The organism is Thermogemmatispora tikiterensis, assembly GCF_003268475.1.
GTDB lineage: Bacteria > Chloroflexota > Ktedonobacteria > Ktedonobacterales > Ktedonobacteraceae > Thermogemmatispora > Thermogemmatispora tikiterensis.
The window spans coordinates 4,755,661-4,778,274 of sequence record NZ_MCIF01000002.1 but is presented as its reverse complement, the minus strand read 5'-3'; the positions used below and the strand labels follow the sequence as shown (position 1 = coordinate 4,778,274).

The window sequence follows — 22,614 nt, the reverse complement described above, 5'->3', positions numbered from 1 at the left end:
GAGCCATCCAACCTGGTCTGGCCCAGTCGGACAGACCCAAGCCCATCCCCTGCCATCCAAGCAGCAGAGTAGCGACGAGCGCGTCCCTTCAGTGTGCTATCTGTGCTACACACATTTCTGGCATAGTTCTTGCTAGAAGAGAAGAGTGACCCCGCAGCGCGGTGGTAGCCTTGACCTTCTCCTCGCCCCGGTGGCTGGTCTGGTCGGAGCCGGGATAGAGGAGGGCCAGACCGGGAACAGGCAGGCGAGGGAAGCGGAGGCGAGCCAGCGTGCGGCGGGAAGGAGCGAGCATGATCCGAGTCCTGATTGTCTGCAGCTGGGGCATGTCCACCAGCCTGCTGGTGGAAAGCATGCTCGAAGCGGCAGCGGCACGCAACTACACACTCAGCGTTGAGGCTTTGAGCGCCGGTGAATACATGGACCGGCTGGACGAGTGCGATGTAGTGCTCATTGCTCCGCAGATTCGCCATCTGCGCAAGAGCATCGAGAAGCTGGCGCAGGAAGCCGGCAAGCCCGTGGCCTTGATTGAGCCATTTCACTATGCGACGATGAACGGCGAGGCCGTGCTGGAGCAAGTGCTCTTGCTCCTGCAAGAGACGCAGGAAGGTCAGGCACAGCCATGAATGCGATGATCGAAAAGAGTAGCGCCTGGTTTGAGCGCTATCTGGTACCGCCGCTGAGCGCGATCGCCAGCAACATCTACCTGCAGGCGATTCGCGACGCCTTCATCATCTTCACGCTCCCGCTGATCATCGCGGGTAGCATCTTTCTGATCATCGCCAATCCGCCAATTCCAGCCCTGGCTCAATTTCTCCAGGCCCATCCTGGCATTCAGAACGCCATTTTGGTGCCTTTCAACCTGTCCTTTGGGCTAATGGCGCTCTTCCTGGCCTTCGGCGTGGCCTACAGCGTCGCCCAGTACCGGCGCACAGAGCCGGTACAGCCGGGCGTCCTGGCGATGGTCCTCTTCCTCGTCGCCAGCATGCCGGTCACCAACCTTAACAGCCTGACGCTGGGCACCATCCTGCCCTACCTCGGCGGTCAGGGCCTGCTCATCGCAATCCTGATCGGCATCCTCACCAGTGAGGTTATGCGCTGGTTCCGCAGCTCCCGTTTCACCATTCGCCTGCCGAAGAGCGTGCCCGCCAATGTCAAGCGCGCCTTCGAGGCGCTGGTGCCTGCCGTGCTGCTCATCACGGCGATCTGGCTGCTGGAGTGGTTCGTCAGCTCGCATACGGTGACGACGACCGACAGCAGCGGCCATCGTGTGACGTTGCAATTGACGCTGCCGATCCTGCTGATGAAGGTCTTTGAGCCGCTGGTGGTGGTGCAGGACAGCTATCCAGCAGCCCTGCTGGAGATCATCCTGATGATGCTGCTCTGGTCGGTGGGCATCCACGGGATGAATATCGTCACGGCGATCGCGGCCCCATTCTGGTTCAGCACGCTGGCCGCCAACGCCGCCGCCGGCCCGGCTCATGCCCACGGCATCGTCACTGAGCCGTTTTTCCATATTTTCGCTCACCTGGGCGGCTCAGGTGCGACCTGGCCACTGGTGATTTATATGCTACGCTCGCGCTCGGCCCAGTTGCGTACCGTTGGCAAGGTCGCCCTGGGGCCGGCGATTTTCAATATCAATGAACCGGTCACGTTCGGGGTCCCTATGGCGCTCAACCCGCTGATGATGATCCCCTTCGTGCTGGTTCCCGTCACCATCGTCACCATCAATTACCTGGCCTTCTCCTTCGGCCTGGTCCACGTGCCGATGGTGATGCAGCCCTTTACCGTTCCCGTCGGAATCAGCGGCTTCGTGGCTACGGGGGGCGACATTCGTGGCAGCCTCCTGCAGTTCTTCGATCTCGCTGTTTCCGCTGTGCTCTATTATCCCTTCTTCAAAGCCTGGGAACGCATCTTGATCGCTCGCGAAGAGGCGGCGGCCCGCGGCGAAAGCGAGCGCGCTACGGCCACCAAAGCCGTGGCGTCGGTCAGCAGCGGCGCCGGTCGGGGGGCACTGAGCCGCTAACCAAACCAGGGCCAATGGCTCCCAGAGCGGCTGGAGCCTGGCCGCTCCGTTTCCGAGCGCAGGCAAGGTGACAGAAAGGAGGTAGATAGCTCTCCCGGCGGGAGAGGGTAGCTGGAGTTCCCTTCCCTCCCTGACCGACTCCGTCAATGGCAAGCACTGGGCCTCACGCGGCTGAAGACAGACATACGAGCGAACAAACGGACAAACGCATGAGCGCTGTGCTCTTGCTCATGCACCTGGCAGAGCGCCCGCCACTGACCGGCCTCGGACAATCGAGCAGGAGCGCTGCAGCCAGAGCCGATGTCGGCCCGCTTCGCTTACCCCTTCGGGGGGAGCGAGGAGTCATCTTCAGTGAGACAGGCAGCACTCGTAGCGTAACTTTCACCCGCGGCCTGTCTTGCGACCAGGCAATGCCTGCTGTCTAGCTCATTGCACAGAGTTCTCTACGAAAGGATAGGGTGCGAACAATGACGTTATTTATCCGACAGCGCAGATTTGCTGCCATAGCGATCACGCTGCTCTTATCTCTCCTTCTAGCCGCCTGTGGCAGCAGTGGTAGCACAGGTGGGACCTCGTCGTCTGGAGCAGCGAATGGCAAAGGATGCATGAAGATTGGCATCCTCCTGCCGGAGACGGCCACCTCGGAGCGCTGGGATGCCAAGGACAGGCCGGCGCTGATTAACGGCATCAAGGCGGCCCTGCCCGGGGCGACTGTCGACTATAACAACGCTGAGGGCAACAAGGACGAGCAGCTCAACCAGGCCGAGGCCGACCTGACACGCGGCGACTGCATCCTGGTGGTGGGTGCTGTCGATAGCGATGCCGCTGCCGCCATCGTTCTCAAGGCCAAGCAGCAAGGCGTTCCCGTTATCGCTTACGACCGCCTGATCCAGTCCAAGGACCTGGCCTACTACGTCTCCTTCGATAACGTGCGCGTCGGTTACCTGCAGGGCGAGTACATTGTGCAGCATCATCACAAGGGCGACCGTGTGGTGATGATCAACGGCTCTCAGACCGATAACAACGCCATCCTCTTCCGCCAGGGCGCGCACCAGGCGCTTGATCCGCTCTTCCAGAGTGGCGAGCTGAAGCTGGTCTACGAGACCTATACGCCTGGCTGGGATAACGACACGGCGCGCACCGAGATGGATCAGGCCCTGACGGCCAACCAGAACAATATCCAGATCGCCTATGTGGCCAACGATGGGATGGCCAACTCGGTGATCGCTGCCCTCAAGGCTCAGCACCTGGATAAGAAGGTGCTGGTCACCGGTCAGGATGCCACCGTCGCCGGTATCCAGAATATTCTGACGGGCGAGCAGGCGATGACGGTCTACAAGGCCATCACCAAGGAGGCTAACGCGACCGCCCAGCTGGTGGCAGCCATCAGCAAAGGGGAAGACACCTCGAAGCTGATCAACGGCCAGACCAAGACCAAGGACGGCGGCAACATTCCATCGGTCCTGGAGACACCGGTGGCTGTCGATAAGTCGAATATCGCTTCGACGGTCCTGGCCGACGGCTTCGTGACCAAAGAGCAGATCTGTCAGGGCCTCCCGCCAGGGACCGGAGGCATCTGCTAAGCTAAGCCCCTTCTCCCTGGCCACCTGCCGCTGTGTGGTTCCGCCTCGGGCTGCTCTCGATCTCGCCACTGCTATATAATAGCAGTACAGATCGCGACAGCAGCTGTGAATCACCGGCAGGCGAAACGGGCATGATTACCAGCTCATCGGCGAGCAGGGCGCCCGCCCGGTCAGTCGGCCATCTGGCCTGTCTGCCTCTCCCATTGCTCGCCGATGAGCCATGTGTGTCATTAGTTCGCTCATTGTGGAGGCCACATGGCAGACAGTTCTATCAGTACACCCACCGCTCCTTCTCGGCCCGGCCAGACGGGCGTGGCTGAGCCACGTCTGCGCCTGACCGGTATCAGTAAGGCGTTTGGGGCCGTGCAGGCCCTCTCGAATGTCGACTTTGAGGTCTACGCCGGCGAAGTTGTCGGCCTCGTGGGCGACAATGGCGCCGGCAAATCGACGCTGGTCAAGATAATCTCCGGCGTCGAGCAGGCCGACAGCGGCGAGATCTTCCTGGAGGGCACCCCGGTGAAGATCACTGGTCCCAGCGTGGCGACACGCCTGGGGATCGAGACCGTCTATCAGGACCTGGCGCTCTGCGATAATCTCGATGTGGTCGCTAATCTCTTCCTCGGCCACGAGGAACTTGATATCTGGCCCGTGCTCTCTGAGGTGTCTATGGAGCGCGAGGCCCTGCGCGTGCTCAGCGTGCTCGATGTCAAGATCCCTTCGGTGCGCGTGCCGGTCTCGCTGCTCTCGGGTGGCCAACGCCAGTCCATCGCGGTCGCCAAGACCATTCTGCGTCAGGCCCGTGTGGTGCTCCTGGACGAGCCGACGGCGGCCCTGGGCGTGGCGCAGACGCGCCAGGTACTCAATCTGATCAAGCGCCTGCGCGAGCAAGGCCTGGCGGTTGTGGTGATCTCGCATAATCTGGCCGATGTTTTTGAGGTCGTGGACCGCGTGATTGTGCTACGCCTGGGGCGACGCGTGGCTACTTTCGATGTGAAGTCGGCGACGCCTGAGCGCGTGGTAGCGGCCATCACTGGCGCGGAGTTCGGCGCTGAGGTGGACGCGAATGGCGCGAATGGAGGAGGTCTGCAGTCATGAGTGAAGCTGTGAAGCAGAAGCAACCAGCTCCGACAACCAGCGTTGAGGTGCCCTCCAGGCTGCCGCGTCCCACGGTGGGCCAGCTCCTGCGCACCGATCTGGGCTTTGTGCCCGTGTTACTGACGTTGCTGGTCATTGCCGCCTACTTTGCTTTGACAACCGGCGGCCTCTTTTTGACACCGCGTAACCTTTCGAATCTGGTGCTTCAGATTACGCAGATCGGCGTGTTGGCCCTGGGCAGTACACTGGTGCTGCTGCTGGGCGAGATCGATCTGTCGGTGGCGGCAGTAAGTACGCTCTGTTCCGTGGTGATGGGTGTGCTGACCGAGCGCCACGGAGTGTCTGCCGGTTGGGCGATTCTGGCCGCCCTTGTGACGGGTGCCCTCACCGGACTCATTAACGGCTTGCTGGTCGCCTTCATTCGCATTCCTTCCTTCATTGTGACGTTGGCGGCCTCTATCGGCTACTCTGGCCTCTTACTGTACCTGCTCGCCGGACAGAGTACGCTGATTATCCACGATACCTTCATCGTCTCGCTGGCGAATAATTACTTGCCGGATGCGCTGGGCATCGGCTTGCCAACACTGGCGCTCTTGCTCTATATTGGGTTTGTGGTCTTCAACTATATGCGTCGCAAGCGCACCGGCCTGCGTACACAACCGCTGCCGCGCTTGCTGCTGCAGATCGTGATCGTGACGGTGATTGTCGAGGGCGCAGTAGCTCTCTTCGAGTCCTACCTGGGCGTGCCTCAGTCGGTGATTTTCCTGACCGGGCTGATCCTGCTCTGCTGGCTCCTGCTGACGAAGACGCCCTTTGGCCGCTATGTCTACGCCGTGGGTGGGAACGCCGAGGCGGCGCGCCGCGCGGGCATCAATGTGCCGCTGATTCGCGTGGCGGTCTTTACGATGTGCTCGACGCTGGCGGCCATCGGCGGCGTGCTGGCGGCTTCGCGCGGTCTGGCGGTGGCCAGTCAGATTGACCCGACGCTGCTGCTCGATTCGATCGCAGCGGCAGTGATCGGCGGCGTGAGCCTCTTCGGCGGCAAAGGCTCGGTCTGGACCCTGATCCTTGGCGCGCTGATCATTGGCAGCCTGGAGAACGGCCTCGACCTGAAGAGCCAGGGTACCGATGTGAAGGAGATGGTGGAGGGCGTGGTTCTGGTGATCGCCGTGGCTGCCGATGCCCTGATTCGCCGCGCTCAGGCTCGTCGGGGCCGCTAGGTTGTCCGTCCGCTTGCCGCCCTGGCCCTGGCTGCTCAGCGCAGCGCAGCGGTAGTTGCCTCGCTGCGCTGGTCGACCAGCGGTCGATCTCAATCCTGGCCCAGCCCAGCGGTGAGGCCTACGCCTCGCTTGTCCGCCCGCTCCGACTCCAAGGCGAGGCACTGGCCTGGGGCGGGATCATGGGCGGGCTGGAAGGATTGGTCGGATCGGCGTCTCGTACGTCGCTCGCCATGCTGATCGCTAGAGAAGGAGGAAGAGCCAGGCGTGCTGCAAGGCCTCTCACAGCCGTTCTCAGAATCTGGTATGGAGTCCCCGGCCCCGGCTATGTCCCTGCTGGCTCCCCTTCTGGCCGAGGATGCAGAGCGCGCAACGGCTGAGGAGACGCTGTTGCGTGCGGCGACAGAGTGGCGCCTCTGGCTCAGCGAGGGCCTGGTACGCTGTAATGCAATCCTGACACCCGACGATCTGAACCGCGCCGTGCAGCTGCTGCTGGCGCGCCTGCTCTTTCTACGTTTTTGTGAGGAGCGCGGCCTGGAGCCACCAGGCAGCCTGCTCCGGCTGAGCGAGCAGCGGATGATCTATGCGCGTTTGCTGCGGCGCTTTCAGGCGGCAGGACGGCGTTACACCGCCGATCTCTTCTGCGCCAGGACCCCGGTCACAGGGAGCAGCACGCTGGCTGGCCTGCCCGGCGCTCCCCATCCCCACACGATGACAGAGGGGCTGCTCTCAAGGCTAAGACTGGACGATGAGACCTTGCGCAGGCTGCTGCAGGCTCTCTATCCTCCCCTGGCTCCCTGCGATTTTGCCTGTCTTTCACCTTCGGTGCTCGGTCGCCTCTATGAGCATTTTCTAGAGAAGAGCCTGACGACGGATGCCACAGGCCGCCTGGTCCTGAGCGAGGAACGAGCTGCGAAGAAGGCCGACGGCATCTATTATACGCCTCCCGCGGTTGTCGATTATATCCTCACCCATAGCGTGGTAGCCTTGCTTGAGAGGGAGAGGGAGGTGACGCGCGCCGCCCGGCTGCGCGTGCTCGACCCCTGCTGTGGTGCTGGCTCCTTCTTGATACGCCTCTACCGCCTGCTCCTGCACTGGTTCCGCGAGCGGTATGTGGCCGAGGGAGCGGAACGCTTTCCCCAGGCACTGCGACATGATGGTCAGGGCCACTGGCGCCTGACTCTGGCCGAGGGCCGGCGCATTCTCCTGGAGCAGATCTATGGGGTTGACCTCGATCGCTGCGCTGTGGAGGTAACACGCCTGTCGCTCTTCTTGCTCCTCCTGGAGGAGTGCACGAGTAGCGCTCGCGAGCGGGCCCAGGCCGCCAGGGTGCTGCCACGCCTGGAGATGACGATCCGCTGTGGCAACGCTCTGGGCAGCCCTCTGGGTCCAGAGGTCGCCCCATTCCACTGGCAGATGGCCTTTCCGCAGGTTTTCAAGAGGCAGACCCAGGGCGGGACGGGGGGCTTTGATGCGGTGATTGGCAATCCACCCTACCTGTTCGGCGAGCAGCGCCCGCAGACGGCGCGTCCCTATCTGGAGGCGGCCTTCACCCTGGCGCGTCGCCAGTACGATGCCTGCTGGCTCTTTATCGAGCAGGGCCTCAAGTTGACCCGCCGCGGTGGGCGCTTTGCTTTCGTGGTGCCCGACGCCCTGCTGGCACGCGACGAGGCTCGCCAGGCCCGCGCTACTTTGCTACGCGAGGGGCTGCTCCGCGTTTACCATTGCGGCCCTGTCTTCCGCGCCTGCGTCTCCGCCGCCGTGCTGGTCGTCGAGCGCGGCGCTCAGCCATCGACGATCGCCTGCGATGTACCAGCGCCAGCGGCAGCCTCCCCCGCCAGCCAGGGCCTGCCAACGCTGCCGGTGTATACACGTGCCCTCTGCAGCCGGCAGCGCTTTCTGGACGACGCCGGCCACCGCCTGCTGGTGCACGTGAGCGATGAGGAGGCAGCCCTGCTGGCTCGCCTGGAGCGCGAGGGCGAGCCGCTCGGCCAGCGGGTACACATCTCGCGCGGCGAGGAGATCGGCAAGCGGCACGTCGGAGAGGCTGGCCCGCTGCCGATCCTGGCCGGCGATAATGTGACCCGCTACTATATCGCCCCCCCAACGCGCTTTGTCTATACTCTGACCAAGCCCGCCAGCTTCTACCAGGCGCCCAAAATCGTGGTGGTTAAAACGGGCCGGTGCTGCGTGGCCGCGCTGGAGACCGCCGGCCTGGCGACGATGCAGTCGCTCTATAACCTGCATCTGCTCGATGAGCGCCTCGCCTATGAGGCTTTGCTCGCGATTCTCAACAGCCGTCTGATCGATTATTACCTCTACAAGACATTTACAGCCTACAAGCGCTTATTTCCTCAGCTCAATCAGACAACGCTGGCCGCCATTCCTCTGCCGCGACATCTGGCGGCGCATCAGGAGCCGCTGATCGCCGCCGCGCGCGCCATGATGGCCCTTCAGGAGCGCCTGGCCTCCAGCACCAGGCCGGAGGAGCGCCAGACCCTCTACCAGCAACGTCAGGCGCTGGAGGCCCAGGTCAACGCCCTGGTCTTTCGCCTCTACGGCCTCAGCGAGGCTGAAACGCGTCTGCTTGAAAGCGCGGTATAAAATAAGAGGGTAACGTCGGCGAGAGCGGGGAGAGGAGCGGACAGGGGGCCTGTCTATCCACCTCGCCAGGGGACTGACCCCGTTCCAGCTCAGGGCTTGCCGTCTGGGTGATGCTTGCGCCTGGGAGGTATCTCGCCCAGGCAGAGACGAGAGCCAGCCAGCTCGGCAGAAGGGGGGCAGCCCGAAGGCGTTGAACCGTCATGGTACAGCTTGCAGCAACTTGACAGAAGAGCAGATTTTCACGTACAACGTTAGGAGTCAGGGCTTTTTTTGCGCCTGCCAGTCAGGACGCAGGGCGGTCGGATCGGTCAGTGCAACGAGCCGAAACAGCGCGTCATCATGGACACGAAGGAGGAGCCATGTTAGAAGAGCAGATCACAGAGATCCCTCCCGAGAATGAGGGAGGCAAGATCGATCCCAGGAAATGCTACGTGTGTGGGGCCAAGGCGACAGCTCTATGTGCGCGCTGCCAGATGCCCGTGTGCCCTGAGCATCAGCAGTCTACTCGCGACTACATCACCAAGATAGCGACGATCCTCTGCGACGACTGTGCAGACTACTATGAGGCCCTGATCAAGCCTTGAGCGCGCAGCGCAAGCCACGCGTATCTAGGTAGTCTCGCCTGGTCTGAGAGAGCGCGCTCATCAAGAGAGACGCAAGCCAGTACGGCAATCTCGCGCCTGAATCGTGATCGGACTTGACTGACTGCGACCGGTCCGCGTCCAGCAGCGACGATCGCTGTGTGGCAGCTAAGCATGGCAACTCTGGAGCCACGAGGGCCAGCCTGGCTAGCCTCTTATCCTTTGCCAGCAGCCTGGGGACTGCTGGCAGAGAGCACACGACAGAATGGCGTCTGTCTGGCCCGCTTCTGCTTCGCTGAAGCTCTGACCTTCCGTCAAGCCACCCACTCATTGCAGAGCGAACAGGGAACGGAACGAACGAAGGTAGGAAGCACCCCTGTCGGCATGACCGGCTACGCCCGCCATGCCTGCCAGGTGTAGACAGCTCCCATCAGTCGGCTGATCACAAGGCTTGATCGTCTGGCACACCTGTCTGGCGGTCTGAGCTGATCAGCCGGCAGGAGATCGACCCAGACTAATCGTGCCTGCCTTGCTCCGGGCCATCACCGTCGAGCGGCCAACCCAGCCAATTGCTCGCGCTGCGCTGCGCTGCAGCCTGGTGGTGGGCAACGGCCTTCTTTGGGCCTCGCCCAGGCGCTGCGAGCGGAAAGGGCAGCAGAGCAGACAGGCGATCTGGACGACTTGAACAAGATGGTCCAGCGCCCAGGGAGGAAGCACGAGCAACTGCCCACTCAGCATTTCCTCGTCGCCTCCCTCCCCTGGGCGCTGGACCTTTCTCTACCTGGACTGCAGTGAGCTGGTCCGAGTCGCCTGAGCCTTCACCGACTCAGCTACAGCCTGACCGGTTCACAACAGCCTGGCTGGCTCACAGCGGAGGATTCTGGCAGCTCGGATTGAGCACTGCCTGCACCTTGGGATCGTTCAGATTGGCCTTGGTGAGGATCGTCACCCCCGTATCTTCGCTCTGGACGGTGGCATGCTGACGCAGGATACGCACCATTGCGTTGACGCTGTCATAGCCCATCCTAAAGGGGTTCTGCACCACCAGGGCCGAAATCGTTCCCTGCTGCACTCCCTTGACCTCGTCGGGGGCGGCATCCCAGCCGATGATTGTGATCTTGCCTGCTTTGCCAATGCGGCGCACCGCCTCCGCCGCTCCGAGCACGCTTGGCTCATTGGCGGCAAAGATCCCGTTCAGGTCGGGGTGAGCCGTCAGGATATCCTCGGCCACACTCAGCGCCTGGTTGTAGTCGCTGTGGCTGGACTGGTCAGCGACGAGCTGAATGCCAGGATACCTGGCCAGCTCTTGCTTGAAACCCTGGACACGCTGATCATTGGTGGCGCTGCCCGGCTGGAACTCAATCAGGGCGACCTTACCATGACCGTTGAGCTGCTGGGCCAGCAGATCGGCAGCCTTGCGCGCTGAGGCGATGTTATCAGTGGCAAAGAGCGGCACGTTGGACGGCTGCGGATAGGTACCCGAGTCGATATTGACCACGGGGATGTTGGCCTTGAGGGCCTGCTGCGTCACCTGGTAGAGGGCGCGCGCATCGGTAGCAGCGTAGATCAGGCCATTGACACGCTGCGTAATATAGTTGGTCAGCAGGTCGATCTGCCCGGTCACGTCGGTCTCAGCGGTAACGCCGTTCCAGATCACCGAGACCTGCTGCTGCTTCGAAGCGGCGCACTCCGCCCCTTTGTGCACCTGCTCCCAGAAGTCGAAGCCGATGGCTTTGGGAATGACCGCAATCCTGAGCGGTCCAGAGGCAGTAGTGTTGTTATTACTGCCTGATGACTGTACAGTGACGCTGCCACAGGCACTTACCAGGCCGGCCACCAGCAGTAGCCAGAGAGGAAAGAAGATATCCCGCACCAGTCTGCGCAGAAGTTGTCGCATCAGAACAGCCTCCTTTGCCTTTGACCGCGGTGCACCGCGGTCGTCTGTTTCCTCACTGAAGCGGCGGGCCTCGCCAACCCAGGCCGCGCCGATCGCTCATCATCCTTGATGCCATATCTTCTCTGTCTGCGCCTCATGCGGCAGTTGCCAATCGCAGATCATAACCGCCAGCTCAACCTGTCCACTAGTGAGCGAGCGGGCAGGCTCGCCAGAAGAGCTGGCAGCCTGTCAGAGATGTCTCAGAGATGTGAGAGAGCATGTGCGAGAAGAGAGCCACCCCCTTTCTCTGGTCGACAATGTCGTGTACGTGTAGAGCGTCCTGAGCCAGCACAGCCGCTGGCTGGCGAGCGCGCGGCGCGACGCGGGTTGGATCGCGCTTAGCGGGTGCTTTCCGCAAAGCGGCGGCGGCGGAACTGGTCCCAAATCACCGCCAGCCAGATAATGACGCCGATGATGACGCTCTGCGTAAAGGTATCGATATTGAGCAGGACTGCGCCGTTGCGGATCACCGCCATCAAGAAGGCGCCGATCAGGGTGCCCAGAATGGTGCCCTGGCCGCCGAAGAGGCTGCAGCCTCCGATGACAGCGGCGGCGATCACATCCAGCTCCAGGCCATCGCCAAAGTTGGGCTGGCCCGAGGCCACACGCGACATGGCCACCATGCCACCAAAGCCGGCCAGCAGGCCCTGGAGCACATAGACGGCCACCAGATAGGCACCAACGCGAATGCCTGCCAGACGGGCCGCCTCCTCATTGGAGCCGATGGCATAGGTGTAGCGTCCCAGGCGTGTGCGACTCAAGAGCAGGTGGGCCGCCACAGCCAGCACTATCAGCGTAATCAAGGGGATGGGCACGCCGTCGATCATGCCCTGGCCGAGCAGACGGAAGGAATCGGGGACGCCGAAGACGGCTGTTGCTCCGGTGATAATGTTCACCAGGCCGCGGGCCACGCTCATCATGCCCAGGGTGGCGATGAAGGGCGCCAGGCGCGCCCGGGTAATCAGCAGGCCATTGGCCAGGCCGGCCAGGCCGCCGACCAGGGTGCCGCCGAGGACCGCTAGCGGCCAGCTCAGACCCAGATCGACCATCATTTTGACGCCCAACACGCCAGCCAGAGCCGCTACCGAGCCGACCGAGAGGTCGATGCCGGCGGTGATGATGACGAAGGTCATGCCCAGGGCGATAATGGCCGTGACGGCGGTCTGCGAGACAATATTGAAGAGGTTGTAGAGGGTGAGAAAGACCGGCGATGCGATGGAGAGCGCGATACAGATGATGATCAGCGCACCCGCCGCAGCGAATTGCGAAATAAGGTCGGAGATCTGGGTCGGCAACAGCCGGCGCCAGGAGAGGCCGGCCTCCGCGCCCGGCTCGTCCGTGATGTTCCTGCTCAGAGATTCCTTCATGGGATGGTCACCTCACTGGCCCCAGTCGCCAGGGCAATGATGCGCTCTTCGCTGAACTGTCCTCGCGAGAGCGTGCCGACGATGCGCCCCTCGCGCATCACTGCAATACGATCGCACATGTTGAGCAGCTCGGGAAGATAGGAGGAGATGAGCACGATGGCCCGCCCCTCGCTCGCCAGCCTGCCGATGAGAGCGAACATCTCAGCTTTGGCACCAACATCGATGCCGCGCGCTGGCTCGTCGAAAAAGATGACTCTGGCCTGCGTCTCCAGCCAGCGCGCGACGACAACCTTCTGCTGGTTGCCGCCCGAGAGGAGGCGCACCTTGCGACGTACCGAAGGGGTGCGGATGTTGAGGCGCTGGCAGGCGTGCAGCGCTACGCTGCGTTCGCGACGCAAGAGCAGCAACCCCAGGCGGACAGGCAGACTGGCCAGGGTAATGTTCTGATCAACGCCCAGATCAAGGGCCAACCCCTCACGCTTGCGATCTTCGGTGACGTAGGCCAGTCCAGCACGAATGGCGTCGGCGGGACGGCGAATGTGCAGTTCCTGGCCGTCGAGGAGGATGCGCCCGCTATCGATTGGGTCAGCCCCACAGACGGCGCGCGCCAGCTCGCTCCGTCCCGCGCCAATCAGCCCGGCCAGGCCCAGGATTTCGCCAGCATGCACCTCGAATGAGCAGTCGTGCAGCAGGCCGCGCCGGCTCAGTCCTTCGACGCGCAGCAGGACAGGACCCGGATGGGTCTCGGGCCGCGGGTAGAGGTTGGTGATGGCGCGCCCGACCATGAGCTGGACCAGCTTCTGCTCGCTGAGTTCGGCCCGCGGGAGGGTGGCAACAACGCGCCCATCGCGCATGACAGTAACGCGGTCAGCGATCTGGAAGATTTCATCGAGGCGATGGGAAATATACAGGACGGCCACGCCCTGAGCCGTGAGCTGGCGAATGACCTCGAAGAGGCGGGCAATCTCTTGCTCAGTGAGGGTGGCGGTCGGCTCGTCAAGGATGAGGACGCGCGCATTGAAGCTGATGGCCCGAGCGATCTCAACAAGCTGCTGCTCGGCCACGGAGAGCGAGGCCACCAGGCGACGCGGGTCCAGGTTGAGACCAACCTGCTCCAGCAGGTGGCGCGCCTCGGCCAGCTCGCGACGCCGGCGGATGAAGCCGAAGCGCAGCGGCTCGCGCCCGAGAAAGAGGTTTTCGGCGACGGAGAGGTGTGGTGCAAGGGCAAATTCCTGGTGCACCATAGCGATGCCGAGCGCGCGGGCATAGTGCGGCCCGTGAAAACTAAGAGGCTCGCCGTTGAGATAGATCTGACCGGCGTCGGGACGCTCCACTTGATAGAGTATTTTCATGAGCGTCGATTTACCCGCCCCGTTTTCGCCAGCCACGACGTGAACTTCCCCGGGATAGATGTCGAGGTCAACCTCGGCGACGGCGGTGACGCCCGGAAAGCGCCTGGTGATCTTGCGCAGGCGAATGATCGGTGACTGCTCCGTCTCCATCGAAGTCGAAGGCATGACGACCTCCCTGCGAGTGTGGCAGCGGCTTCATAGCCCCGCCCGCTCTCCTTGTGCCCTGCTTCTACCCTGCCTCCCCGATCTTCCTTCATCCAGCCTCTCGCCCTACCTCTCCCTCCCTGTTTCTGGCTCTGCCGATTGCCAGGCAGCGCACTCACTGCCCGGTTTCGGAAGAGCTTTACCAGCCATCCAGCATTGGCCTGGGCCGGCTGCTCCATCTGGCCGCTGGCCGGACGCTGCGCAGGCACTGCACAGGCACTGTGCAGGCACTGCGACGCGACACGACGCGGCCCCTGTCCCCCTCTGACTGGCTAGAAGGGGGCTTGACTCTCTTCGGCAAAGATATCGGCAAGCACTCCCTCTTTGGAGTGGCGGATGTGGGCCGCTAACAGGTTGGCAGCCTCGTCGGGCTTGCCGGCGAGTAAGGCCCGCAGGATCTGCTCATGGTCGTTGAGCGCGATCTCGATGCGGCGCGGGTAGAAACTATCACGCATCTGGAACATGCAGAGCTGACTGCGCAGCTCCGAGAGACAGTGAATGAGGCGCCCGTTGCGCGAGGCCCGCGTGATCAGGAGATGAAAGAGTAGATCAACCTTGAGAAAGCGCAGGAAGGGATTGCTCGCTAGCTCTGCGCGAATGGCCTCCAGCTCATCAAGCTGAGCCTGCAGCTCTTCGCGCTTCAGGTGCGGAGCCGCTAAGCGCAGCGCGAGCACCTCCAGCGCCTCGCGCAGGTCGTAGATCTCGTGGATGTCCTGGGCGGTGAAGGTGCGCGTCCAGTAGCCCCGCCGCGGATCGGAGCGCACCAGCCCCTCCTGGACGAGCCGCTCCAGGGCCTGGCGCACAGGCGTGCGGCTGACGCCCAGTTGCTCGGCAAGAGCCACGTCAGAAAGGCGCTGCTCTTCGCTACCACCAAGCAGGATGACTCGCTTCCAGAGCTGTTCGTAGGCGTAGTCGGCGACGGTAGGGGTGGCGGTGCGCTCTTGCCCCCAGAGCAGGTCAAAGAGTTCGCTGACAAAACGCTCGTCAACAACGTCGGCAACCGCTGCCGTTGTCCCCTGCCGATGATCGGTTTCCGCTTCAGATTGCCTCATACCTGCTCGCTCCTGTCTTGCTTGCTGGTCTCACCAGATCCTCCTCTCGCTTCGCTCCCGGCTCTCTTCCATCGGCCAGGGCCGAGATTCGGACCCGCTACGCCCCGCGGCTCCAGCGGCCCACCTGTGCCTCACCTCCGTGGCTTGCTCCGAACGGTCTGGCTCCGAGCCTGCCCGCGGTGCGCTCCTCTATTTTGACGCGCCCGCCCGACTTTGTAAAGAGTGTGCTGTATTCAGAATACAGAATATAGTATACCCAGAAGGACCGCCAAGGTCAAGGCAGCCGCCGCCCGTTCCAGCCCCTTCAACGTGCAACCTGGAGATGCCTGTGACGCGCCGGTGAGCATGGTGGCCCTGCGTGCTCATGAGGCAACTCAGCCCAGGGCAAAATGCGGGTAAGAGATGCTCTGTATGATAGAGCAGGAAAATAGCCCATTGGGTTGCGAGACATTATTATCTGTATGCCCAGGTTACACAACTTTCGCTTGTCTTGAACGTATACCTTAGCAAGGTAGAGCGCCAGGTGGCTGCAAACAGCGTAGTAGGAGGATGACGCAGTAAAAAGTCGCCGGGTCGCCAGCTCGGCGCCGCGCCGGGCGATCGTGGCCCGGGGCGTTGGCTTTGCGCGGCCAGCCGGTGAGAGAAGCTCTTTGCTCTCCTGTCAGTTAGTCAAGAGAAAGGGAGGCTTGGCCCATGCAAGTAGTGTTCACTCCGCTCCCCCTGATTGTGCTCCTCATCGTTGCTGGAGCAGTATTCGCTATCTGGAAGATCGCTCATCGCCTCTAGCACGCCAGGTCTAGCAGAGAGGCCAGTCGTCATGCCCCTCGCCGACCGCTTTGGCTCTGTCCTGATTGGTCTGAGGCATGCTAAAGGAAAGGCTGCCATGCGATGCAGCGGGTCTCTCCAATCCGCTGCATCTCTTTAGTGCCTCGCCCTTCGCTGCTTTCACTGCTCTGGCCTGCTTGACTTTGCCGCAGGCTGTACTGTATTCTGAATACAGAATATAGTATACCTTCAGGTGGCGCAGCGTCAAGCAGGCGCTCGCACCTCCGCCACCGGCGAGCCATGAAGCGGGAGAGGCCCAGGCTCTCCCCGACAGGTCAGGCAAGTGCTGGGGTCGTGGGAGAGGCTGGGGACCTCGGGATCTTCAGCCAAGGAGAGAGGGGGAGCAGCCGGGTTCAGGACAAGGCGGCCAGTTCGCCTGTCTGCTCTGGCGGAGGGGCAGCGCGTTGCCAGCCAGGTAAAAAGGAGTGGTGTATTGACAGTAACCATCGTTGATGTCCGGGCCTACGACATTCGTTTCCCCACCTCACGCACGCTGGCCGGCTCTGACGCCATGAATGCCGATCCCGACTACTCGGCGGCTTACGTGATCCTGCGGACCGATCATCCCAACGGGCTAGAGGGGCATGGCTTTACCTTCACCATCGGGCGCGGCAACGAGGTCTGTGTAGCTGCTATTCGGGCCCTGGCGCCGCTGGTGCGTGGGCACACGCTGGAGGAGTTTACCGCCGACATGCGCGCTTTCTGGCGCCACATGACGGGCGACAGTCAGCTACGCTGGATCGGGCCGGAGAAGGGGGTCATTCACATGGCCACGGCGGCTCTGGTCAATGCAGTCTGGGATCTGTGGGCCAAGGTCGAGGGGAAGCCGCTCTGGAAGCTGCTGGTGGACATGTCGCCCGAGCAGCTGGTGGCCTGTATCGATTTCCGCTATCTGAGCGACGTGCTCTCGCCCGCCGAGGCTCTGGAGCTGCTACAGCGTCTGGCGCCGACGCGCGCTGAGCGAGAGGCGGAGCTGCTGCGTCTTGGCTATCCTGCCTATACGACCGGGGCCGGCTGGTCGGGCTACAGCGACGAGCAGTTGCGGCTCCTCTGCCGTCAGGCCCTGGCCGAGGGCTGGCGCCATTTCAAGCTCAAGGTCGGCCTCGGCCTGGAGCGGGATCGCCAGCGCGCCCGCATCATGCGCGAGGAGATCGGCCCCGGCTGCACGCTGATGATGGACGCCAACCAGGTGTGGGAGGTGGGAGAGGCCATTGCCGTTATGCAGGAGCTGGCGGAGTTTCAGCCGCTCTGGATTGAGGAGCCAACCAGCCCCGATGATATTCTCGGCCATGCCGCCATCGCCCGCGCCATTGCTCCTGTGCGGGTGGCGACGGGTGAGCATGTGCAGAACCGCATCATCTTCAAGCAACTCTTTCAGGCTCAGGCCATCGGCTTCTGTCAGATCGACGCCTGTCGCCTGGGTGGCGTCAACGAGGTGCTGGCCGTGCTCTTGCTGGCCGCTAAATATGGGATACCGGTCTGCCCCCATGCTGGCGGTGTGGGCCTCTCTGAGTATGTGCAGCACCTGGCGATCTTCGATTACATCGCTGTCAGCGGCTCATTGGAGGGGCGCATGATCGAGTATACGCCGCACCTGCACGAGCATTTTGTTCACCCGGTGGTGATGCGCAACGGGCGCTACCTGCCGCCGTTGGCCCCAGGCTACAGCGCGACAATGCACGCCGACTCGATCGCGGCCTACTCTTTTCCCGATGGGCCGGTCTGGGCGGAGATGCAGCGCAGCGAGGCCGAGGAGCTGAGCGAGTGAGGCTTGATCGGCGACCAAGTGCGGCGCCGCGGCGTGGAGCCTTGACCGAACAGGGATAGGCTTTCCATCTGCCTGCCGCGCGCGCTACAATAACAGGAGGATTGCCAGCCATGCGCAGAGTTGGACAGATCATTGGCCTCAAGCCAGACGCTATTGAGACCTATGAGCGCTTGCACGCCGCTGTCTGGCCGGAGGTGCTGGCGACCATTCACGCCTGCAATATCCGCAACTATACGATTTTCCGTCACGGAACGCTGCTCTTCGCCTATTTCGAGTACGTCGGCGAGGACTACGAGGCCGACATGGCGAAGATGGCCGCCGACCCGAAAACACAGGAGTGGTGGAAGCTGACCGATCCCCTGCAGGAGCCTGTGGAGTCGCGCGCGCCCGGCGAGTGGTGGGCGATGATGCGCGAGGTCTTCCACACGGACTAGCACCTATCCAGCGAGCGTCGAGGATGGCGGCTTGCCTCCCTCCGCTGCGGCGGGAAGGGAGCCTCACCAATAGACAGGACCGGAACGGAAAGGAGGAGCAAGCGTGGTCTTTCGTCTGGATGGGAAGGTGGCATTGATCACCGGCGCCGGCTCGGGGATCGGAGAGCAGATTGCGCTGCTCTTCGCGCGCCAGGGGGCGCGGGTGGTGGTGGCCGATGTGCGCCCGGAGGCGGCGCAGCGCGTGACGGAGGCGATTGTGACCGCTGGCGGCCAGGCCCGCGCCCAGACGCTGGATGTGGCTGAGGAGGATCAGGTGCGGGCGGCAGTGGCAGAGGTGGCCTCTCGCGAGGGCCGGTTAGACATTCTGGTCAATAATGCTGGCGTCAGCCACGTGGGCACTGTTTTGGAGGCGTCGCTGGAGGATTGGGAGCGTGTGATGCGCGTCAATGCCCGCGGCGTCTTTCTCTGTGCTCGCGAGGGGGTGCGCCAGATGCTGGCCCAACAGCCGCCTGGCGGGGTGATCATCAATATGGCCTCGGTGGCAGCGATGATCGGTGTGGAGCGCCGCCTGGTCTATAGCGCGAGCAAAGGGGCGGTGCTGGCGCTGACGCGCACTATTGCCGCCGATTATGTGAAACAGGGTATTCGCTGCAACGCTATCTGCCCGGGCACGGTGCACACGCCGTTTGTGGAGGGCTACCTGGCGCGCGATTTCGCCGGTCGCGAGGATGAGGTACGCCAGCAGCTCCATGCGCGCCAGCCACTGGGACGCATGGGGCGACCCGAGGAGATCGCGGCGGCAGCCCTCTATCTGGCCTCAGATGAGGCGGCCTTTGTGACCGGCTCTGCGCTGGTGATCGACGGTGGCTGGACGGCCATCTGATGGCGCTCAGGCTGCGCTGTGTGGAGCAGCGGACGCGCGACAGTCAACTGTCCCGAGAGTGGCCTGAGTGGCCAGGTCAGCCGCTGGCTGAGCCGAGCCGTCCAGGCGCTGCCACCCCTGTTCCTGAAGGAGCGAACGCAGAGGAGGTATGTTGTAGCCATGACGTCTGAAATGGGGACTGCGGCCCCGCTGCCGCGGCGAGCGCTGGGCCAGACTGGTCTGCAGGTGACGCCGATCTGCATCGGCTGTGCCCCACTGGGTAATATGCCGGAGACCTTTGCTTACGAGGTGCCCGAGGAGCGGGCTTTAGCCACGATCCGCGCCGTCTTTGCCAGTCCGATCAATTTCCTTGATACGGCGGCGGCCTATGGCGACGGCGAGAGCGAGCGCCGCATTGGCAGCGTGCTGCGCGAGCTGGGCGGCCTGCCGCCTGGCTTCGTCCTGGCGACTAAGGCCGACCGCAATCTGCAGACGGGCGAGTTCAGCGGTCCGCAAATGCGCCGCAGCGTGGAGCGCAGCCTGCGCTTGCTGGGTCTGGAGCGGCTGCAGCTGGTCTACCTGCACGATCCTGAGTATATTCCTGATCCGACACAGGACCCGTTCGAGGTGATGATGGCCCCGGGCGGCCCGGTCGAGGTCCTGCTCCAGTTGAAGGAGGAGGGCCTGATCGAGCATCTGGGCATCGCCGGCGGCCCGATCGAGATGATGACGCGCTTTGTGGAGACGGGTCTCTTCGAGGCGGCCATCTCTCACAACCGCTATACGCTGCTCAATCGCGAGGCCGACCGCTTCTGGGACCTGTGCCGGAGCCGCGGGGTGGCTGCAGTGAATGCTGCTCCTTACGGCAGCGGGCTGCTGGCCAAGGGACCGGACGCCTATCCGCGCTACATGTACGGCGAGGCCAGCGCGGAGCTGTTGGAGAAGGCCCGGCGTATGCAGGCCGCCTGCGCGCGTTATGGGGTGCCGCTGGCGGCGGCGGCTCTGCAGTTCTCGCTGCGCGATGAGCGCATTGCCTCGACCATTGTTGGCGTGACGCGGCCCGAGCGGGTCGCTGAGACACTGGCCCTGGCTCAGCAGCCGATTCCGGCGGAGCTGTGGGATGAGCTGGAGGCCATCTATCAGGCTTCGTAATGCGAGGCGAGTGAGGCGGCGCCAGGCCAGTCGGCCAGCTCTGGCTGCCGGGGAGAGAGGGCCGGCATTGCAGGCCAGGCGCATCGGCACCAAGCCAGGGGAGTCCTTCCCTGCGCAGAGAGGCACAGAAAGGAGCGAGGGCCGCCATGCGCGATGTTTCTCTCTCTTCCTCCGTGGGAGCAGACGAGCTGCTCCCAGTCATTGATGCCCATGTCCACTTTTGGGACCCGCAGCGCTTTCGCATGCCCTGGCTGGAGGCGCATCCGCAGCTCAAGCGTGCCTTTGGACCGGAGGACTACCGGCGGGAGACGCAGGGTCTGCCGATCGAGGCACTGGTCTACGTCGAGGTGGTGGTGGCACCCGAGGAGGCGCTGCGGGAAGCAGCCTGGATCGTTGAGGTAGCGCGGGAGGAGCCGCGGCTGAAGGCCATTGTCGCCGCGGCCCCCCTGGAGCAGGGCCTGGCGGTGCGCGCGCATCTGGAGGCGCTGCGAGCACTCTCGCCTTTGATTAAGGGGGTACGGCGCAACATCGAGAACGAGGCGGAAGACGATTTCTGCCTGCGCCCGGCCTTCATCGACGGCGTGCGTTTGCTCGCCGACTATGGTCTGTCCTGCGATGTGTGCGTACGCCACCAGCAGCTGGCCAGCGTGGTCGAGCTGGTGCGGCGCTGCCCCGACACAAATTTCATCCTGGATCACCTGGGTAAGCCGCCGATTCGTAGAGGAGAGCGCGAGCCGTGGCGGGAGCACATTCACGCTCTGGGCGAGCTGCCAAACGTGGTCTGCAAAGTCAGCGGCATGGTGACGGAGGCCGACCACGAGCGATGGAGCGCCTACGACCTGGTCCCCTATCTGGGGACAGTGATGGCGGCCTTTGGTCCCGAGCGCCTGCTGTTCGGCGGCGATTGGCCTGTGGTTTTGCTGGCTTCCAGCTACCGACGCTGGTATGAGGCGCTGCGGGCCATGCTGAGCGCCTACCCGCTCTACGAGCAGCGCCTCCTGTGGTCGGAGACCGCGCGCCGCGTCTATCGCCTTGAGGACGGCACGCCGGGTCATTCGCCAGCCTGATCTGGCCAGGAGGATCAGCATCGGCAGCACTTCACCGGCCATCTCGACAACGATGGCGTTGGCATCTCCATAGGGGAGCAGGCCCGCCAGGGAGCCGCGTCCGGCCATGCGGTAGCGGCCCGAGTTGTAGATGATGATCAGGTCAACGCCGCCGGCCTCAGCGCACTTGGCCGACAGGCCGGTCCCTGCGCCTGCGCCGATCATCACTCCTCCTTGCTTGACGGTTTCTCGCAATCGCGCAAGTGCCTCTGCTCGATTCATGAGACTGCTCCTCCTTCGCTGGGCGCTTGAGTTTGTTGAGTCTGCGCCTGCCCACTGTCTGTCTGCTCGCTGGCGGGAGGCCGCTGCTGCTGGATCAGCTCATCGAGGCGACGAGCCATTGCCTGGGCGAAGCGCGGATCGTTGATGTCCATGTCCAGCTCATGGACCTCGATATGGGGCCGCAGATCGGCTTTGAGCGCACTGATGAGGGCCTGGTCGGCAGCGGGATCGTAGAACGGTTGTCCCTCGGTATCGATGAGCGAGACGCCACGCAGCGGGATGAAGAGAGCAACCGGGCCACGCGCCTGGTTGAGCTTGCGGGCGATGATGTGGCCGAGGGCGGCGCATTCTTCGGGCGTGGTGCGCATCAAGGTGACGGTTGGATTGTGCTTGTAGAGGCGACGCGAACGGAATTTCTCGGGGACCGTCTCTATGGGGCCAAAGTTGACCATATCGAGGGCGCCGCCCACCAGCTCGTCGGCCAGCTCGGTCGTGGTGATGTCGAGAACACCGGCCAGGAAACCGCCCCGGACCAGGGCTTCAAGCGACTGGCCGCCGGTGCCGGTGGCTTGGAAGACCAGCACCTCGTAGCCGCGCCCTTCAAGGTAGCGTCGGGCCTCCGTCACACAGGGCGTGGTGACGCCAAACATGGTGGCGCCGATGAGGAGACGGCTGCTTGGCGTCGGCTGGAAAGAGGCATAGGTGCGGGCCATGCCGGCGATGGCGGCGGCGGCGTTGCTCAGGATGCGCTCCGAGAGGCGGTTGATACCGGCGATATCAACGCGTCGTTGAGTGAAGTGATGGCGAAGGTGCGCGGGACAAGCTGGCGATGTTCTTTTTATATTTTCTTTTGCCAGAAATACCGTTCGAATGAAGAATATATTTCTGGTGCCTGTCGCTTCGAGGATCTCGGCTCCCGACTTTCCACGCAGCGATCCTCGAATGGCTTTTGAAGCGGTCCGAGGGCCAACGTGGCTGGCAACATAGCCGCACGAATGCGGTCACTGATGACCGATTTTTTGGGATCATCGAAAAGCCTTGACAGAGGCCGCTCCAGATGCTATCTTAGAAGGGGTACCGTCCGAACACCGCTTAAGCCCGTTTAGGGATTGGAACTTCTCTAATATGATATAATTGGAATATGAGAAAACCATGTCCGAACACCGCTTAAGCCCGTTTAGGGATTGGAACCTTGCCCTACCCTCGATCTATCCCTTGTCGGCATGGCCTG

General features: G+C 63.0%; 19 protein-coding genes and 1 pseudogene. 13 read left to right on the top strand and 7 right to left on the bottom strand.

From position 1 onward, the window contains the following. Positions 1 to 290 precede the first annotated feature (290 nt). The 8 genes from A4R35_RS19175 (at position 291) to A4R35_RS19140 (ending at position 9,523) form a co-directional block, all read left to right on the top strand. Positions 291 to 623 (top strand): PTS sugar transporter subunit IIB, encoded by a 333-nt coding sequence (locus A4R35_RS19175; protein WP_112432183.1) that lies wholly within the window; start codon positions 291 to 293, stop codon positions 621 to 623. After that, entirely contained in the window at positions 620 to 2,023 is a 1,404-nt protein-coding gene (locus tag A4R35_RS19170) for a PTS sugar transporter subunit IIC (protein ID WP_112432181.1), read from the top strand. The genes A4R35_RS19175 and A4R35_RS19170 overlap by 4 nt, the downstream gene beginning before the upstream one ends. A 605-nt stretch (positions 2,024 to 2,628) precedes the next feature. Further along, the gene (locus A4R35_RS19165; protein ID WP_223258409.1) at positions 2,629 to 3,606 is read left to right on the top strand and encodes a sugar ABC transporter substrate-binding protein; all 978 of its coding nucleotides are present in this window, start codon (positions 2,629 to 2,631) and stop codon (positions 3,604 to 3,606) included. A gap of 255 nt (positions 3,607 to 3,861) precedes the next feature. Next, on the top strand, positions 3,862 to 4,701 hold the full coding sequence (locus A4R35_RS19160) for an ATP-binding cassette domain-containing protein (protein ID WP_189362043.1): 840 nt from the start codon (positions 3,862 to 3,864) through the stop codon (positions 4,699 to 4,701). Continuing rightward, entirely contained in the window at positions 4,698 to 5,921 is a 1,224-nt protein-coding gene (locus A4R35_RS19155; protein WP_112432177.1) for a sugar ABC transporter permease, read from the top strand. Before A4R35_RS19160 ends, A4R35_RS19155 begins: the two co-directional genes overlap by 4 nt. Before the next feature lie 264 nt (positions 5,922 to 6,185). Continuing rightward, positions 6,186 to 8,522, top strand: coding sequence for an Eco57I restriction-modification methylase domain-containing protein (locus A4R35_RS19150; RefSeq protein ID WP_112432175.1), 2,337 nt, complete (start codon positions 6,186 to 6,188; stop codon positions 8,520 to 8,522). 359 nt (positions 8,523 to 8,881) lie between these two features. Further along, positions 8,882 to 9,106 (top strand): hypothetical protein, encoded by a 225-nt coding sequence (locus A4R35_RS19145; protein WP_112432173.1) that lies wholly within the window; start codon positions 8,882 to 8,884, stop codon positions 9,104 to 9,106. A 171-nt stretch (positions 9,107 to 9,277) separates the two neighbouring features. Beyond that, positions 9,278 to 9,523 carry a hypothetical protein gene (locus A4R35_RS19140; RefSeq protein WP_112432171.1) on the top strand — a complete coding sequence of 82 codons (246 nt, stop codon included), beginning with the start codon at positions 9,278 to 9,280 and terminating at the stop codon, positions 9,521 to 9,523. Positions 9,524 to 9,592: 69 nt separating this feature from the next. On the opposite strand, the gene A4R35_RS19135 is transcribed toward A4R35_RS19140, so the two are convergent. The 5 genes from A4R35_RS19135 to A4R35_RS19115 all read right to left on the bottom strand — a co-directional run bounded on the left by A4R35_RS19135 (position 9,593) and on the right by A4R35_RS19115 (position 15,014). Then, positions 9,593 to 9,841: a hypothetical protein gene (locus A4R35_RS19135; protein WP_112432168.1), complete on the bottom strand. Its 249-nt coding sequence runs from the start codon at positions 9,839 to 9,841 to the stop codon at positions 9,593 to 9,595. 127 nt (positions 9,842 to 9,968) lie between these two features. Then, the gene (locus tag A4R35_RS19130; protein WP_112432166.1) at positions 9,969 to 11,000 is read right to left on the bottom strand and encodes an ABC transporter substrate-binding protein; all 1,032 of its coding nucleotides are present in this window, start codon (positions 10,998 to 11,000) and stop codon (positions 9,969 to 9,971) included. A 377-nt stretch (positions 11,001 to 11,377) separates the two neighbouring features. Next, the gene (locus A4R35_RS19125) at positions 11,378 to 12,406 is read right to left on the bottom strand and encodes an ABC transporter permease (RefSeq protein ID WP_112432164.1); all 1,029 of its coding nucleotides are present in this window, start codon (positions 12,404 to 12,406) and stop codon (positions 11,378 to 11,380) included. Further along, positions 12,403 to 13,923 carry a sugar ABC transporter ATP-binding protein gene (locus tag A4R35_RS19120; protein ID WP_223258408.1) on the bottom strand — a complete coding sequence of 507 codons (1,521 nt, stop codon included), beginning with the start codon at positions 13,921 to 13,923 and terminating at the stop codon, positions 12,403 to 12,405. The genes A4R35_RS19125 and A4R35_RS19120 overlap by 4 nt, the downstream gene beginning before the upstream one ends. Before the next feature lie 311 nt (positions 13,924 to 14,234). Then, a complete protein-coding gene (locus A4R35_RS19115) occupies positions 14,235 to 15,014 on the bottom strand; it encodes a GntR family transcriptional regulator (RefSeq protein ID WP_112432162.1) in 780 nt (259 codons plus the stop codon). Between the two features lie 1,258 nt (positions 15,015 to 16,272). Here A4R35_RS19115 and A4R35_RS19110 point away from each other — a divergent pair. The 5 genes from A4R35_RS19110 (at position 16,273) to A4R35_RS19090 (ending at position 21,122) form a co-directional block, all read left to right on the top strand. Then, entirely contained in the window at positions 16,273 to 17,607 is a 1,335-nt protein-coding gene (locus A4R35_RS19110; RefSeq protein WP_223258407.1) for an L-fuconate dehydratase, read from the top strand. A gap of 110 nt (positions 17,608 to 17,717) precedes the next feature. Further along, positions 17,718 to 18,041, top strand: coding sequence for an L-rhamnose mutarotase (locus A4R35_RS19105; RefSeq protein ID WP_112432160.1), 324 nt, complete (start codon positions 17,718 to 17,720; stop codon positions 18,039 to 18,041). 103 nt (positions 18,042 to 18,144) lie between these two features. After that, the gene (locus tag A4R35_RS19100) at positions 18,145 to 18,924 is read left to right on the top strand and encodes an SDR family NAD(P)-dependent oxidoreductase (RefSeq protein WP_112432158.1); all 780 of its coding nucleotides are present in this window, start codon (positions 18,145 to 18,147) and stop codon (positions 18,922 to 18,924) included. Between the two features lie 159 nt (positions 18,925 to 19,083). After that, positions 19,084 to 20,055, top strand: coding sequence for an aldo/keto reductase (locus A4R35_RS19095; protein WP_223258406.1), 972 nt, complete (start codon positions 19,084 to 19,086; stop codon positions 20,053 to 20,055). A 146-nt stretch (positions 20,056 to 20,201) separates the two neighbouring features. Continuing rightward, the gene (locus tag A4R35_RS19090; RefSeq protein WP_112432154.1) at positions 20,202 to 21,122 is read left to right on the top strand and encodes an amidohydrolase family protein; all 921 of its coding nucleotides are present in this window, start codon (positions 20,202 to 20,204) and stop codon (positions 21,120 to 21,122) included. A 15-nt stretch (positions 21,123 to 21,137) separates the two neighbouring features. Here the strand turns inward: A4R35_RS19090 and A4R35_RS25390 are convergent. Further along, a pseudogene (locus A4R35_RS25390) lies at positions 21,138 to 21,383 on the bottom strand (phosphoenolpyruvate hydrolase family protein); the annotation flags it as partial. Then, positions 21,380 to 22,159, bottom strand: coding sequence for a Tm-1-like ATP-binding domain-containing protein (locus tag A4R35_RS19080; RefSeq protein ID WP_262982358.1), 780 nt, complete (start codon positions 22,157 to 22,159; stop codon positions 21,380 to 21,382). The pseudogene A4R35_RS25390 and the gene A4R35_RS19080, both read right to left, overlap by 4 nt. Positions 22,160 to 22,614: the final 455 nt, after the last annotated feature.